Annotated in this window: 6 protein-coding genes and 1 CRISPR repeat array; of the genes, 5 read left to right on the forward strand and 1 reads right to left on the reverse strand. The window is 72.5% G+C overall.

Annotation, left to right across the window (positions count from 1 at the left end):
- The first annotated feature begins 55 nt into the window (after positions 1-55).
- Positions 56-2,036: direct repeats of the CRISPR family, unit length 29 nt; unit sequence GTGTTCCCCGCAGGCGCGGGGATGAACCG.
- A 132-nt stretch (positions 2,037-2,168) separates the two neighbouring features.
- The 5 genes from A5481_RS25470 to A5481_RS25490 all read left to right on the forward strand — a co-directional run bounded on the left by A5481_RS25470 (position 2,169) and on the right by A5481_RS25490 (position 15,343).
- Complete coding sequence (locus A5481_RS25470) at positions 2,169-4,436, forward strand: glycosyltransferase family 2 protein (protein WP_082173097.1); 2,268 nt, start codon at positions 2,169-2,171, stop codon at positions 4,434-4,436.
- Positions 4,437-4,555: 119 nt separating this feature from the next.
- Positions 4,556-5,860 carry a UDP-glucose dehydrogenase family protein gene (locus A5481_RS25475; RefSeq protein WP_048433767.1) on the forward strand — a complete coding sequence of 435 codons (1,305 nt, stop codon included), beginning with the start codon at positions 4,556-4,558 and terminating at the stop codon, positions 5,858-5,860.
- A gap of 64 nt (positions 5,861-5,924) precedes the next feature.
- A complete protein-coding gene (locus A5481_RS25480) occupies positions 5,925-6,161 on the forward strand; it encodes an Lrp/AsnC ligand binding domain-containing protein (protein WP_048426071.1) in 237 nt (78 codons plus the stop codon).
- A 369-nt stretch (positions 6,162-6,530) separates the two neighbouring features.
- On the forward strand, positions 6,531-13,976 hold the full coding sequence (locus A5481_RS25485; protein WP_048433766.1) for a type I polyketide synthase: 7,446 nt from the start codon (positions 6,531-6,533) through the stop codon (positions 13,974-13,976).
- A complete protein-coding gene (locus A5481_RS25490; protein WP_048433765.1) occupies positions 13,973-15,343 on the forward strand; it encodes an aminotransferase class I/II-fold pyridoxal phosphate-dependent enzyme in 1,371 nt (456 codons plus the stop codon). The genes A5481_RS25485 and A5481_RS25490 overlap by 4 nt, the downstream gene beginning before the upstream one ends.
- A 27-nt stretch (positions 15,344-15,370) precedes the next feature.
- Here the strand turns inward: A5481_RS25490 and A5481_RS25495 are convergent, their stop codons facing one another.
- On the reverse strand, positions 15,371-16,219 hold the full coding sequence (locus A5481_RS25495; RefSeq protein ID WP_048433764.1) for a formyltransferase family protein: 849 nt from the start codon (positions 16,217-16,219) through the stop codon (positions 15,371-15,373).
- Positions 16,220-16,225: the final 6 nt, after the last annotated feature.

Raw genomic sequence — 16,225 nt, forward strand, 5'->3', positions numbered from 1 at the left:
CCCGCAGGCGCGGGGATGAACCGACCGAGGCCTGATTGGCGGCGCCGACCGCGACGTGTTCCCCGCAGGCGCGGGGATGAACCGGTCGCCGAGGCGTTCCAGCAGGTCGTTTCCGAGTGTTCCCCGCAGGCGCGGGGATGAACCGCGAGCGCATGAAGTCGCGCCGCTTGTTGATCTGTGTTCCCCGCAGGCGCGGGGATGAACCGGTAGCGCCGCTTTACCGCCAGCGGTTCTGGGAGTGTTCCCCGCAGGCGCGGGGATGAACCGACAGCAGTCTTGCCGGGCTCCACCGTCGTACGGTGTTCCCCGCAGGCGCGGGGATGAACCGGCCAGGGCGAGCCGGCGCATCACTTGAACACCGTGTTCCCCGCAGGCGCGGGGATGAACCGCACTGTGATGTCGGCGCCCCGTACCTCTCAGGGTGTTCCCCGCAGGCGCGGGGATGAACCGCTGATGGAGGCCGGCACCGGGTAGGGCATGCCGTGTTCCCCGCAGGCGCGGGGATGAACCGTCGACGAAAAACTTCATGAGGTCGACTTTCGAGTGTTCCCCGCAGGCGCGGGGATGAACCGTTCCAGGCCGAGACCTTCATCCTGCACGTCCCGTGTTCCCCGCAGGCGCGGGGATGAACCGAGGCCGGCCTGCCCCTGACGTGCGCCGGGGATGTGTTCCCCGCAGGCGCGGGGATGAACCGATGATCGGTATGAGATCGAATGGCTCGGCCACGTGTTCCCCGCAGGCGCGGGGATGAACCGCGGTGTGCGGTACATTTCGCAGTATTACGCCAGTGTTCCCCGCAGGCGCGGGGATGAACCGGGCGGCGGCATTTCCATCGACAGCGCTATGTCGTGTTCCCCGCAGGCGCGGGGATGAACCGACGGAGTGACCGCCATGGCAAACGTCAGCCATGTGTTCCCCGCAGGCGCGGGGATGAACCGGCCAGACGGCCCAGGCGAGCACACCGAATATAGTGTTCCCCGCAGGCGCGGGGATGAACCGGTGCCGCCGGAAATCTGAAACCCGTTTCCAGCGTGTTCCCCGCAGGCGCGGGGATGAACCGGTAGCACCGATCTACCGCCGCAACTACTGGGAGTGTTCCCCGCAGGCGCGGGGATGAACCGGTGCGCGTGTGCATCGGCCAGAAACCCGTAACGTGTTCCCCGCAGGCGCGGGGATGAACCGATCGGGGCCTGCTGGATGTAGCTCTGGATCCGGTGTTCCCCGCAGGCGCGGGGATGAACCGCCGTGCACGGTCACGACGAGACTGCCGTCGGGGTGTTCCCCGCAGGCGCGGGGATGAACCGCCCTCATCGCCGGCATGGGCGCTCGCTTCGTGGTGTTCCCCGCAGGCGCGGGGATGAACCGAGCGCTCCGGCGGTCGCCTCCTACGACCTCGTGTGTTCCCCGCAGGCGCGGGGATGAACCGTTCGCGACCGGGCTCGCGAGCCAGGATTACGGGTGTTCCCCGCAGGCGCGGGGATGAACCGATCGAGGCTGGCCGCCAGACCGACGATTGGGAGTGTTCCCCGCAGGCGCGGGGATGAACCGCACATGCAGTCCCTTACCGAGGACCAGACCAAGTGTTCCCCGCAGGCGCGGGGATGAACCGGCGCTCCGCAACACGTCGGTGCTCCGGGCCGTGTGTTCCCCGCAGGCGCGGGGATGAACCGATCGACGGGCACGGCAGCGACCAGTCGATGATGTGTTCCCCGCAGGCGCGGGGATGAACCGTCAGCTCCGCCGATTATCGAGAGCAATTCGACGTGTTCCCCGCAGGCGCGGGGATGAACCGACCTGCAGCGCCGGCATGGACGACAGCAGGGGGTGTTCCCCGCAGGCGCGGGGATGAACCGGCCGTGTCCTACGAGGTCGACCTCGGGCACCTGTGTTCCCCGCAGGCGCGGGGATGAACCGCCGTTCGAGACGATCGCGAACCGAGCGATCGTGTGTTCCCCGCAGGCGCGGGGATGAACCGGTGCCAGTTCCAGATCAGCGGGGCGTTGGGCTGTGTTCCCCGCAGGCGCGGGGATGAACCGCCCCGCTACGGGCGGTTCGCCGGGCCGATGACGTGTTCCCCGCCCACGCAGGGACGGACCTTGCCAGCCGCTTCGCCCCCCTGCTAGACCTCCGCCCGCGAGACTCGATCTAACCAATTGATTTCATTGACGATGCCGAGGCCGGTGCGCGCCGGTGCCCGGCATCGGGAGGCGCGAGGACCGGTGACAGCCCAGACCCCCCTACCGGCGCCGGCCCCCGTCGCGCCCCTGCGCGCGTCGCTGCGGCTCGGGCGCGGGCGCGTGGTGACGCGGGACTTCGCCCGCCTCCGGCTCGACTTCGGGGTCGAGGGCCTGAGCCTCGACGTGGCGGATCTCGGGCTCGGCGGGCGCTGGGTCTCCATCGCCTTCAAGGACGAGAACCACGGCGCCTTCTGCCGGGTCGAGCTCACGGCGGTCGCGGACGGGGCGGAGGGCACCAGCCTGTCGGAGCGCGCCTTCGGGCACGGGCGCTTCACCTGGCTCGGGCGGCTGCCGGCCGGCACCCGGTCGCTGCGGCTGACGCCGATGCTCGGCGAGCCGGGCCTTGCCATCGCCGAGTTCACCGTCACGACGCGGCGGCGCCTCGCCCTCGTCGGCCGGGCGGCCCTGCGCCGGCCGGTGCTCACCGCCCAGGCCCTGTTCTGGCGCGCGGTCGGCAAGCGGGTGCGCTCGCAGCACCGCCTGGCGAGCGCCCTCGTGCCGCCGGGGCTGACGGGGTACGACACCTGGGTCCGCCACTTCGACACCTTGAGCGAGGCCGACCGCGTCCGCATCCGGGCCGAGGTGGCGCCCTGGCGCGACGCACCCCTGATCTCGGTGGTGATGCCGGTCTACAATCCGGGTCCCGGGGTGCTGGAGGAGGCGCTGCGCTCGGTCCGCGCGCAGCTCTACCCGCACTGGGAGCTGTGCATCGCCGACGACGCCTCGACCGATCCGGCGGTGCCGCGCCTGCTCGCCCGGGCGGCGGCGGAGGATCCCCGCATCCGCGTCGCGCGCCGGTCCGAGAACGGCCACATCGCGGCCGCGACCAACACCGCGCTCGCCCTCGCGGGCGGCTCCTACGTCGCCTTCATGGACCACGACGACGTGCTGCCGGCCCACGCCCTCTACGAGGTGGCCAAGGCGATCCGGCGCGAGCCGGATCTCGACCTGATCTACAGCGACGAGGACAAGATCGACGCGAACGGGCGGCGCTTCGAGCCCCACTTCAAGGGCGACTGGAACCCCGAGCTCCTCTACGGCCAGAACTACCTCAACCACCTGACGGTGGTGCGGCGCAGCCTGGTCGAGGCGGTGGGAGCGTTGCGCCCCGGCTTCGAGGGCAGCCAGGACCACGACCTGCTCCTGCGCCTGAGCGACCGGCTCGACCCGTCCCGCGTCCGCCACCTGCCGGCGATCCTCTATCACTGGCGCACCGCGATCGGCTCCGGCACCTTCTCGGATGCGTTCCTGGCGCGGGCCGAGGCGGCGCGGCTGCGGGCGCTCGAGGAGCTGGTGGCGCGGCGCGGCTGGCCGCACCGGGTCGAGCGCGGCCCGCTCGGCTTCAACCGGCTGGTGCGCGCCCTGCCCGATCCGGCGCCCCGCGTCTCGGTGGTGATCCCGACGAAGGACCGGGCCGAACTCCTGCGCGTCGTCCTCGACGGGCTCCTGGCCGGCACCGCCTATCCCGACATCGAGGTCGTGGTCGTCGACAACGGCAGCACCGAGCCCTCGGCCACGGCGCTGCTGGCGGAGGCCGCCGCCGACCCGCGGGTGCGGGTGCTGTCGCGGCCCGGCCCGTTCAACTTCTCGGGGCTGTCGAACGACGGCGCGGCGGCGGCGAGCGGGCCGCTGCTGCTGTTCCTCAACAACGACATCGAGGTGCGCGAGCCGGGCTGGCTCGCCGAGATGGCCTCGATCGCGGTCGAGCCGGGGGTCGGCGCGGTCGGCGCCAAGCTGTCCTATCCGGACGGCACGCTCCAGCACGGCGGCGTGGTGCTGGGGGTCGGCGGCGTCGCCGGCCACAGCCACCCGGATATCGGGCCGGACGACCCGGGCTATTTCGGCCGCATGGTGATCGCCCAGGAGGTCTCGGCGGTGACCGGCGCCTGCCTGATGATGCGGCGGGAGGTGTTCGAGGCGGTCGGCCGGTTCGACGCCGAGCGGCTGGCGGTCGCCTTCAACGACATCGACCTGTGCCTGCGGGTGCGCAGGGCCGGCTACCGCGTGATCTGGACCCCGCACGCCGCCCTGACGCACCACGAATCGAAGAGCCGAGGCAAGGAGGACACGCCCGAGAAGCGCGCCCGCTTCGAGGCCGAGGTCGCCACCATGACCGAGCGCTGGAGCGCGGAGCTGCGCCACGACCCCTACTACAACCCCAACCTCGCCCGCGCGAAGGCGCTGTTCCGCCTCTGGTGAGGGCCAAGCTCCGGTGAGAGACGGGGGCGGGCGCAGCCGTTGCCCGTTTTGCACCGCAACGCTACAGCGATGCGCGAGGGGGACGGCGCGGCGCCGCGCCGCTGCCGGGAGGACGTGAGATGCGCGTTGCGATGGTGGGGGCGGGCTATGTCGGCCTGGTCTCGGGGGCGTGCTTCGCCGATTTCGGCCACACCGTCGTGTGCGTCGACACCGCGCCGGAGAAGATCGCCGCCCTCAAGGCCGGCCGCATCCCGATCTACGAGCCCGGCCTCGACGCCCTCGTCGCCGAGAACGTCCGCCAGGAGCGCCTGACCTTCACGACGAACCTCGCCGAGGCGGTGGCCGGGGCCGACGCGGTGTTCATCGCCGTCGGCACGCCGTCGCGCCGCGGCGACGGCTTCGCCGACCTGACCTACGTCCACCAGGCCGCCCGCGACATCGCCGCCGCCGTCACCGGGCCGACGGTCGTCGTCACCAAGTCCACCGTGCCGGTCGGCACCGGCGACGAGGTCGAGCGGATCGTCCGCGAGGTGCGGCCCGGGATCGCGATCGCGGTCGCCTCGAACCCGGAATTCCTGCGCGAGGGTGCGGCGATCTCGGACTTCAAGCGTCCCGACCGCATCGTCATCGGCGCCGACGATCCCGCCGCAGCCGCGGTGGTGAGCGAGCTCTACCGCCCGCTCTACCTCAACCACGCGCCGATCCTGGTGACGTCCCGCCGCACCGCCGAGCTGACCAAGTACGCGGCGAACGCCTTCCTGGCGACCAAGATCACCTTCATCAACGAGATCGCCGACCTGTGCGAGCAGGTCGGCGCCGACGTGCAGGAGGTCGCCCGCGGCATCGGGCTCGACAACCGCATCGGGCGCAAGTTCCTGCATGCTGGCCCCGGCTACGGCGGCTCGTGCTTTCCGAAGGACACGCTGGCCCTGGTCAAGACCGCGCAGGATGCAGGCAGCCCGGTACGCCTCGTCGAGACGGTGGTGGCGGTCAACGACCAGAGAAAGCGCGCCATGGCCCGCAAGGTGGTGGCGGCCTGCGGCGGGGCCGTGCGGGGGAAGCGGATCGCGGTGCTCGGGCTCACCTTCAAGCCGAACACCGACGACATGCGCGAGGCGCCCTCGCTGGCCATCATCGCCGGGCTGCAGGACGCCGGCGCCGCAGTGGTGGCCTACGATCCGGAGGGGGTCGAGCAGGCCCGCGCGCTCCTCGCCGGGGTGGACTACGCCGCCGATCCCTATGCCTGCGCGCAAGGGGCGCACGCCCTGGTGATCGTGACGGAGTGGGACGCGTTCCGTGCCCTCGACCTCAGGCGCCTGCACGGCGCGATGGCCGAGCCGGTCCTCGTCGACCTGCGCAACGTCTACCGGCCCGAGGACGTGCGCCGGCACGGCTTCACCTATGCAAGCATCGGGCGGCCCTGACCGGCCGACCTCTCATACATCTTATTCCAAGACCGAATCGTCGCAGAGCGCCGGGAGCGAGCCGATGCAGACCTTCTTCGTCGAGATCAAGTGCCGTCTCGGCAAGACCTACACCGTGGCGAGCGCGCTCGCCGACCGCGAGATCGCCTCCGAGATCTATTCCACGGCCGGCCATTACGACGTGCTCGCCAAGTTCCACGTCGATGACGGAGTGGATATCGGACACTTCGTGGCGGAGCACGTGCAGACCATCGCGGATATCCAGGATACCCGCACCATCATCACCTTCAAGGCGTTCTGACGCGGGTCGGACGGGCGGCGGGAATCCTCCCGGCCTGCCCCATTGCGACCCGATTCATCAGGTCTAACGCATCGAGCGCGCTCCGGCCCGGCCGGGACCGCGATCAAGCTTAACCGGATCGTATGCAATGCCGGGCATGTCTATCGGATGACAATGTTGTGTCGTTGCTCCGGCACTGGACCGGGACGTGCGGCAGAACTTCGACTGATGAAGGCGTGTCACAGGTGGACCACGTCTTGCTCGTCCGGGGTGGGGGGTGCCCGTCCGGGGTTGGCGCGATGCGGGCCTCATACTATGGGTTGGGTTGAATTGCCCGGGCACGGCGTCGCCGCGCCCGGTCCTCCGTAAAGAGCGTGTAGCGAATCGAACGTGATACAGCGTCCTGACATCGCGATCATCGGTCGGGCCTGCCGGCTTCCGGGCGCCTCCGGCGTCGACAGCCTGTGGCAGATGCTCATCGAGGGACGGTGCGCCGTCTCCCGCATCCCGGAGGACCGCTGGTCCCTCGAGCGCATGGGGCATCCCCGGGCGCAGGAACGGGGCAAGAGCTACACCTGGGCGGCGGGCGTCATCGACGATCCGTGGTCGTTCGACCCGTCGGTCTTCGGCATCTCGCCCCGCGAGGCCGAGCAGATGGACCCGCAGCAGCGCCTGCTGCTGGAACTGACCTGGGAGGCGCTGGAGAGCGCGGGCCTGCGGCCCTCGGCGGTCGCCGGCACCCAGATCGGCGTGTTCGTCGGCGCCTCCTCGCTCGATTACGGCAACCTGCGGGTGCTCGACAGCGCCTCGGGCGACGCCTACGCGGCGACCGGCAACACGCTGTCGATCCTGTCGAACCGCATCTCGTACATCTTCGACCTGAAGGGGCCGAGCTTCACCCTCGACACCGCCTGCTCGTCGTCCCTCGTCGCCCTCGACGCCGCGGTCGCGGCGATCGCCTCGGGGCGGATCGACACGGCGGTGGTGGCGGGCGTCAACCTGCTGGTGAGCCCGTTCAACTTCGTGTCGTTCTCCAACGCCTCGATGCTGTCGCGCACCGGCCTGTGCCAGGCCTTCTCGGCCAGCGCCGACGGCTACGTGCGCGCCGAGGGCGGCGTCGTCCTGGTGCTGCAATCGGCGCAGGCCGCCGCCCGCGCCGGGTCGACGGTGCGCGGCGTGATCGCCGCCTCGAAGGTGAATTCCGACGGGCGCACCACCGGCATCTCGCTGCCGTCGGGCTACGCGCAGGGCGCGCTGCTGGAGGAGATCTACCGCGAGGCCGGCGTCTCCCTCGACGCGATCGCCTTCATGGAGGCGCACGGCACCGGCACCCCCGTGGGCGATCCGATCGAGGCCGGCGCCATCGGCAACAAGCTCGGCCGCGGCCGCGCGACGCCCCTGCCGATCGGCTCGATCAAGACCAATATCGGCCATACCGAGCCGGTCTCCGGCCTCGCCGGCCTGCTCAAGGCGAGTCTGGCGCTCGAGCACGACCTGCTGCCGCCCTCGCTGCACAGCGCCGAGCTCAACCCGGCGATCCCGTTCGACGAGCTGAACCTCGCGGTCAACCGCGAGTTGCGCCCCCTGCCCCGCACCGGCGCCGAGCGCTTCGCCGGCGTGAACTCGTTCGGCTTCGGCGGCACCAACGCCCACGTCATCCTGACCGACCCGGCGCCCGTCGCCGCGGCGCCCGTGGTGTCGGGGACCGCCCCCGAGGTGCTGCTGGTCTCGGCCCAGACCAAGGCGGCGCTCGCCGACCTCGCCCAGGACTACGCCGCCCGCCTCGACGGCGCGGATGCGGCCGAGGTCGCCCGCGTCGCCGCCGCGGCGGCGCATCGCCGCGAGCGCCTGCCGGTGCGCGCCGCGATCGCGCTGCGCGACCTCGCGGCCGGGGACGTGGTCGAGGCCCTGCGCACCATCGCCGAGGGCGAGGAGACGCAAGGCGCCGTCGTCGCCACCGCGGTCGAGCGCGCCGGCGGCGTCGCCTTCGTGTATTCGGGCAACGGCAGCCAGTGGGCCGGCATGGGCCGGGACGCCTACGCCCTCAACCCGGTCTTCCGCGCCCGCTTCGACGAGGCCGACGCCCTGTTCCGGCCGCTCGCCGGCTGGTCGCTGAAGGAGGCGCTGCACGCCGACGACCTGGAGGAGCGGCTCGCGCTCACCAGTGTGTCGCAGCCGCTGATCTTCGCCATCGAGGCGGCCTCGACCGCCGCGCTGCGCGCCGTCGGCCTCGTGCCGACCGCGATCGTCGGCCACTCGGTCGGCGAGATCGGCGCGGCGGAAGCCGCCGGCATCCTGACCCTCGAGCAGGCCGTCAAGGTCATCTACTACCGCTCGAAGCACCAGGAGGCGACCCGCGGCCTCGGCACCATGGCGGTGCTGCTCGCCCCCGTCGAGGAGGTGCAGGCCTTCCTCGCCGACTTCCCCGAGCTCGACATCGCCGCCTACAACAGCCCGAAGGCCGTGACGGTGGCGGGTCCGGTGGCGGTCATCGACGCCGCCATGAAGGCGCTGACGCGCAAGCGCCGCCGCGGCCGCAAGCTCGACCTCGACTACGCTTTCCACGGGCGGCTGATGAACCCGATCGAGGCGCCGCTGCGGCGCGACCTCGCCGGGCTCGCGCCCTCGTCCGGCACGGTGCCGCTCGCCTCGACGGTGACCGGCGACGTCCTCGACGGCCGCGCCTTCGACGCCGGCTACTGGTGGCGCAACATCCGCGAGCCGGTGCGGTTCAGCGCGGCGATCCAGGCCGCGGCGCAAGCCGGCGCCCGGATCTTCGTCGAGGTCGGCCCGCGGCCGACCCTGCTGCCGCATGTCGGCGACTGCCTCGAGCCGCTCGGCCTCGACGGCGCCACCGTCGGCGTGCTGCCCAAGAAGGCGCTCCCGGCCGATCCGTTCCGGCGCGCGCTGGCCGCGGCGCTCGCCGCCGGCGCCGCGATCGACGAGGACGTCGCCTTCGGCGCCGATCCGGCCGGAACGGTCGCGCTGCCGCACTACCCCTGGCAGCGCAAGGTCTTCCGCCTGCCCGAGACCGCCGAGGCGATGAACCCGGCGAGCGCCCGGCCCTACCACCCGCTGATCGGCGCCCGCCAGGGTCCGGACGGGCTGGAATGGGTGGCGCATCTCGACGTCGCCACGGTCCCCGAGCTCGACGACCACCGCATCGACGGCCAGGCGATCCTGCCCGGCGCCGGTTTCGCCGAGATGGCGCTGGCGGTCGGCCGCGAAATCGTGCGCTCGGACTCCGTCACGCTGGCGGATCTCGAGATCCAGCAGCCGATGGTCTTCGCCGAGGACGCGGTGCGCGAGGTGCTGTCCCGGTTCTCGCCGGGCGCCAACCTGGTGCAGATCCTGTCCCGCCCGCGCCTGAGCCAGGCGCCCTGGCAGCTCCATGCCGTCGCCAAGCTGGTCGAGGGCGAGACGCCGCCGCCGCCGCGCCTGTCGGGCCGCGAGACGGCGCCGCTGCCCTCCGAGACCACGGTCGAGGGCGAGGCGCTCTACGCCCGCGCCACGGCGTCGGGCCTCGGCTTCGGCCCGTCCTTCCGCCAGGTCGCCCGCTCGGCCCGGCTCGACGACGTCACCATCGTCTCCGACCTCTTGCCGGCCGAGGACGGCACCCGCTACGGCCTGGCGCCGGCGCGGCTGGATTCCTGCTTCCACGGCCTGATCCTGCTCTTCGCCGACCTCCTCGGCGAGGCGGCGAGCCGGGCCTACGTGCCGATCCGCTTCGGCGAGATCCGGCTCGTGCGTCCCGGCGCGGCGATCGCCCGGGCGGTGATCCGCACCCGGCGCTGCAACGAGCGCAGCATCCTGGCCGACTTCACCCTGGTCGACGAGGCCGGCGAGGTGATCGCCACCTTGCGCGAGGGCCGGTTCCAGGCCCTGCGGATGAAGGCGGGCAACGACCTCGACGCCTTCGCGATCCGCCAGTTCACCGAACTCGCCACCGAGCCGACGGCGATCGCCCTCGAGCCGCAGCCGGCGGTCGCCGCCCTGGTGCGCCGGCAGGCCGGCGCGGTCACGGCGACCGGCGAGGCCGCTCTCGGCGCCGGCCACATGCTGCTCGAAGGCTGGGCGACCTCGCTCGCCGACCGGCTCGCCCGCGGCCTCGCGGTCGGCGGCGTGGTCGACGTCGCGGCCTCGCGCCGGCTGCCGGCGGCGTTGCGGCCCTGGCTCGTCAACCAGCTCCTGGCGCTCGAGGTCAGCGGCCTCGCGGACGCGGCGGGCGACGGGCGCTGGCGCCTGCGCGCCGACGTGACGCTGCCCGAGCCCGACGAGATCATGCGCTGGATCGCGGCGGATCATCCCGAGCTGTCGGCGGAGCTGCTGCTCTGCGCCGATCTGGGCGCCGTCGCCTCCCGCATCCTCGCCGGGACGCTCTCCGACGCCCCGTCCCTGCCGCAGGCCGCGCTCGACGCCTTCTGCCTGCGCGGCGCCACCGTGCGGGCCTCGGCCGATGCGGTGATGCGGCTCCTCGCCGACAGCGCCGCGTCGCTCCCCCGCGACCGTGCGCTTCGCCTGCTCCAGGTCGGGTTCGGGCCGCTCTCGGCCCAGGTCGCGACCTTCGCCGGCCTCAACGAGGCGCGCCTGACGGTGTTCGAGGCCGATCGCCGCCTCGCCGAGCGGGCCCGCCTCGCCCTGCCGGCCGGCGTCACGATCGTCGAGGATCCGGCGGCACTCGGGCTCGCCGCCTTCGACGCGGTGCTGGCGAGCGACGTGCTCCACCGTGCCTCCCGCGATCTCCTCAGCCCCCTGGCCTCGAGCCTCGCGGCCGGCGGCCTGTTCGCGGCGGTCGAGCCCGGCGCGTCGCTGTTCCGCGACATGGTGTTCGGCCTCAATGCCGGCTGGTTCGAGACCGTCGGCGAGGTGCCGGTCGGGCGGCTCGACGACGTCGCGGCCTGGCAGCGCGCGTTGAGCGCCGTCGGCCTCGTCAAGGTCGCGGCCGACCGCGCCGTCACCCGCAACGGCAACGACCTGCTGCTGCTGGCCGAGGCTCCGCCCCGGCCGAAGGCGGCCGCGGGCCAGACCTTCGCCTTCGTGATCGGCTCCGAGGACGAGTTCGCGGCCGAGACCGCCTCGTCGCTGGCCACCCTGCTGGTCGCGAGCGGGGTCCACGTCTCGATCATCCTCGATTCCGAGGCCTCCTTGAGGGAGCTGGAGCGCGAGACGCCCGACACGGTGGTCTATCTCGCGGGCGCCTTCAACCGCGGCGGCGAGCCGGCCGAGCGGCTGCGCGAGCGCTGCCTCGGGCTGAAGCGCTGCGTCGAGCATCTCGGCAGCCGCCCGACCCGGCTCTGGGTCGTCTGCCCCGGCGCCACCCGCGACCGCGGCGGCCTCGCCTGCGGCGTCGAGGCCGGCGTCTGGGCCTTCACCCGGACGCTCGCCAACGAGGTGGCCTCGCTCGACGTGCGCCGCATCGATCTCTCGACGGCGATCTCCTCGAAGCGCGCCGCCGAGCGCCTGCGCGACCTGATCCTGTCCGGCACGCCCGAGACCGAGATCGTGGTCGACGACGACGCCACCCGGGTGGTGCGCTTCTCGCAAGGTGCGCGCTCCGCCCGCCGCTCCGGTCCGGCGGCGCCGGCCGCGCGGCTCGAGCGCAGCACGACAGGCGGCCTCAACGAGATGCATTGGGGCCCGGCCGAGCGCGTCGCGCCCGGTCCCGGCCAGATCGAGATCGCGGTCGAGGCCACCGGCCTCAACTTCCGCGACGTGCTCTGGGCGCTCTCGATGCTGCCCGAGGAGATCCTCGAGGACGGCTTCGCCGGCCCGCGGCTCGGCCTCGAATGCGCCGGCCGCGTCGCTTCCGTCGGCACGGGCGTGACCGCCTTCAAGCCCGGCGACCGGGTGGTGGCCTTCGCCCAGTCGGGCTTCTCGACCCACATCGTGGTGCCCGAGATGGTCGTGGCGGCCGCTCCGCAAGGGCTGTCGTCCGAGGCCGCCGCCACCACGCCGGTGGCGTTCCTCACCGCCTTCTACGGCCTCGTGACGCTGGCCCGCCTCAAGGCCGGCGAGTGGGTGCTGGTCCATGGCGGCGCCGGCGGCGTCGGCCTCGCGGCGCTCCAGATCGCCCGGATGCGCGGCGCCCGGGTCATCGCCACCGCGGGCTCGAACGAGAAGCGGGCGCTGGTCAAGGCGCTCGGCGCCGAGCACGTGCTCGATTCCCGCTCGCTCGCCTTCGTCGACGACATCCGCCGCATCACCGGCGACGGCGTCGACGTGGTGCTGAACAGCCTGTTCGGCGAGGCGATGGAGCGCAGCCTCAATGCGCTCAAGCCCTTCGGGCGCTTCGTCGAGCTGGGCAAGCGCGACTACGTCGCCAACACCCATATCGGCCTGCGGCCGTTCCGCCGGAACCTGTCGTATTTCGGCGTCGACCTCGACCAGCTGCTCCAGTTCCAGCCCGACGAGGGCAAGCGGCTGTTCCGCGAGGTGATGGCGCTGTTCACCGACGGCAGCCTGAAGGCGCTGCCCTACCAGCCCTTCGCGGCGGAAGAGGTCTCGGACGCCTTCCGGCTGATGCAGCAATCGGGTCACGTCGGTAAGATCGTGATCGCGCCGCCGAAGGCCGGCACGATCCCGGCCGAGGCGACGAAGCCCTTCGTGGTGGCGCCCGACCGCGTCCACCTCGTCACCGGGGGTCTCGGCGGCTTCGGCATCGAGGCGGCGCGCTGGCTCGCGGATCGGGGCGCGCGCCACATCGCGCTCGTCGGCCGCAAGGCGCCGTCCGGGGAACCGGCGCTCTCGACCATCGCCGACCTCAAGGCCCGCGGCGTCGCCGTGCAGGTCGAATCCTGCGACATCACCGACCGCGCCTCGGTCCAGCGCCTGCTGGAGCGGATCGAGGCCGGCGGATCCAAGCTCGCCGGCATCATCCACGGTGCGATGGTGCTGCAGGACGGCCTGATCGCCAACCTCGATGCCACCGCCCTCGAGGCGGTGATCGCCCCGAAGGTGACAGGGGCCGGCCATCTCGACGCGCTCACCCGCGACCGGGCGCTCGACTACTTCGTGCTGTTCTCCTCGGCCACGACCTTCATCGGCAATCCGGGCCAGGGCTCCTACGTCGCCGCCAACGGCTTCATGGAGGGCCTCGCCCGCCAGCGCCGCCGCCTCGGCCTGCCAGCCCTGGCGGTGGCCTGGGGAGCCATCGGCGATGTCGGCGTGCTCGCCCGCAACAAGGCGGTGATGGAGACCCTGGCCGGCCGGGTCGGCGTGACCCCGGTCGATGCCCGCAAGTCCCTCGACCTGATGGCCGAAGCCTTGAGCGTGCAGGGCACGGCGCCCGACGACGCGGTGATCGCCATCGCGGCGATGCACTGGGGCAAGGCGCGCGAGCGCCTCGCCACCCTGCGTTCCCCGAGCTACGCGAGCCTCGGCTCGGAGCAGCAGGCGGAGGCCGGCGGCCAGGTCGCGATCAGCATCGCGGGCCTGCTGCGCGCCCACGACCTCGACGACGTCCGCAAGACCGTGGCGGATGCCATCGTGGAGGACATCGCCCGCATCCTGCGTCTGCCGAAGGACGACATCAGCCGGGTGCGCCAGCTCTCGGAGATCGGCCTCGACTCGCTGATGGGCGTCGAGCTCGGCGCGAGCCTGCAGGAGCGCTTCGGCCTCGACGCGCCGCCCTCCGGCGTGTCGAGCGGCCAGACCGTGACCGAGCTCGCCGACACCCTGATCCAGTCGGTGGCGGCCCCGGTCGACGACGGCGCGGCGGCGGTGGTCAGCCTGTCGCAGCGCCACGGCGGGGTCGAGTCGGTCGACGCCGCCTCGCTCCAGTCCCTCCAGGCGCTGGTCGAGCAGAACAGCCAGGACATCAAGGTCATCACCCAATGAGCAGCGGATCCTCCCACGGCGCGGGCGGGCGCGAGGCCCTGGCCGGCTTCGTCGCCGCCCGCCTCGGCAAGGCTCCCGTCCGTCCCGCTCCGGCCCGCCCGGAGCCGAAGCCCGCGCTGGCCCAGGCTCAGAGCTTCGACAGCCTGCCGGCCTACAAGGAACTGAAGCTCCAGCGCTCCGCCGCCGACCTGATCGGCCTCGGCAACCCGTTCTTCCGCGTCCACGACGCCAAGGCCGGCGCGACGACGCGGATCGACGGCCGCGACTTCACCAACTTCTCGTCCTACGACTATCTCGGGCTCAACGGCCATCCGGAGGTGAACGCGGCGGCGCAAACTGCGCTGGCGGAGTACGGCACCTCGGCCTCGGCGAGCCGGATCGTCGCCGGCGAGCGCCCGGGCCACCTCGTCCTCGAGAAGGCGCTGGCCGCGCATTACGGCACCGAGGCCTGCGTGGTGATGGTGAGCGGCCACGCCACCAACGTGGCGACCATCGCGGCCCTGCTCGAGCCCGGCGACGTGATCTACCACGACGCCCTGATCCACAATTCCGTGGTCACCGGCGCGCAACTCTCGGGCGCCCAGCGCCGCAGCTTCGCCCATAACGACCTCCAGGCCCTGGAATCGCTGCTCCACGCGACGCGCCACGAGCACCGCCGGGCGCTGATCGTGATCGAGGGCCTCTACAGCATGGACGGTGACGCCCCCGACCTCGCCGGCGTCGTCGCCCTCAAGGAGCGCTACGGCGCCTGGCTGATGGTCGACGACGCCCACGGCCTCGGGGTGCTGGGTAAGGACGGGCACGGCCTGCACGAGCATTGCGACGTGCCCGCCGGCAGCGTCGACATCTGGATGGGAACGCTGTCGAAGACGCTGTCCTCCTGCGGCGGTTACGTCGCGGGCGCCGGGGCGCTCGTCGAGCTCCTGAAATGCACCGCGGGCGGCTTCGTCTACTCCGTCGGCCTGTCGCCGCCGCTCGCCGCCGCCGCCACCGCGTCCCTGGCGCTGATGCGCCGCGAGCCCGAGCGGGTGGCCCGGCTGCGCCGCAACGGCGCCCTGTTCCTGTCCGCGGCGCGCGAGCGCGGCCTCGATACCGGCACCAGCCTCGGCCTCGCCGTGGTGCCGGTGATCCTCGGCGATTCGCTGAAGGCCGTGACCCTGTCCGACCGGCTGTTCAAGCGCGGGATCAACGTGCAGCCGATCATCCACCCGGCGGTGCCGGAGCGCTCGTCGCGCCTGCGCTTCTTCATCACCTCGGAGCATACCCCCGAGCAGATCCGCGAGACCGTGACGGCGCTCGCCGACGAACTCGACGAACTGAACCAGGGCGGTTCGCTGGTCGAGCGGCTGATGTCGCGGCGGGCCTGACGGCCCGCCTACGGCCTGACGGCCCGCCTACGGCCTGAGCGACAGGCTCAATGCCTCGCGCCAATCCCCGGCATCGACGAGCCTCCTGCCTCGCCGCTTCAGGTCGCGCAGCTGCGCCGGACTGGGAAAGCCGCAATAGGGCAGGACCGGCACGCTCCGCCCCTCCGGCAGCCCGCCCCTCCGCTCGGCCTCGGCCAGGATTCCCTCGAGCAGCGGACGCCCGGCCTCGTGCAGCAGGATCGCCGCCCGCGAGGCGGTGACGTCGGCGGGCAGCGTCGCCGGCGCCTGCGCCAGGATCCCGCCGGCATCGATCGCCGGGGCGAGCCGGTGCACGGTGACGCCGAAATCGGGCTGGTCCTCCAAGAGCGCGTGCAGGGTCGGTACCGGGCCGCGATGGCGCGGCAGCAGCGAGGGGTGGACGTTGAGCCCGCCCCACGGCGCCGCCGAGAGCGTTGCGGCGTCGAAGATCTGGTCGAAGTGGAACGACAGGAGCAGGTCGGCCCGGTGCTCCCGCAGGAGCCCGGTCGTCTCCGGCCCGTTCACGTCGGTGATCGTGGCGTGCGGCAGGCCGAGGCGCCGGCACAACGTTCGCAGCGGCGTCGCCTCCGCCACGTCGCGGCTGCCGGCGAGCGCCTGGGTCGCCGGGGCGAGACCCCGGGCGAGGTCGGGCAGGCCGAAATTCACCGCGAGATACGGCAGGAAGCCGGGCCCTGAGCGGATCAGGTGGCGCCGCACCTGGCCGGTCAGCCCGCCGGTGCTCGGCCGCTCGGGGTCGGACAGGCCCACGAAGGCGATCCGGGCGGCGTTGTCGGCGACGAAGCGGCGCACCGCCCGGGCGTTGGGCAGGGCCTCGAGGGTGAACAGGGCGATCCGCACCGGGGC

The organism is Methylobacterium platani (assembly GCF_001653715.1).
GTDB lineage: Bacteria > Pseudomonadota > Alphaproteobacteria > Rhizobiales > Beijerinckiaceae > Methylobacterium > Methylobacterium platani.

Bases quoted from the DNA above. Each gene is read 5' to 3' on its own strand.
- A5481_RS25470 (WP_082173097.1), top strand. From the start codon at position 2,169: ATGCCGAGGCCGGTGCGCGCCGGTGCCCGGCATCGGGAGGCGCGAGGA.
- A5481_RS25475 (WP_048433767.1), top strand. From the start codon at position 4,556: ATGCGCGTTGCGATGGTGGGGGCGGGCTATGTCGGCCTGGTCTCGGGG.
- A5481_RS25490 (WP_048433765.1), top strand. From the start codon at position 13,973: ATGAGCAGCGGATCCTCCCACGGCGCGGGCGGGCGCGAGGCCCTGGCC.
- A5481_RS25480 (WP_048426071.1), top strand. From the start codon at position 5,925: ATGCAGACCTTCTTCGTCGAGATCAAGTGCCGTCTCGGCAAGACCTAC.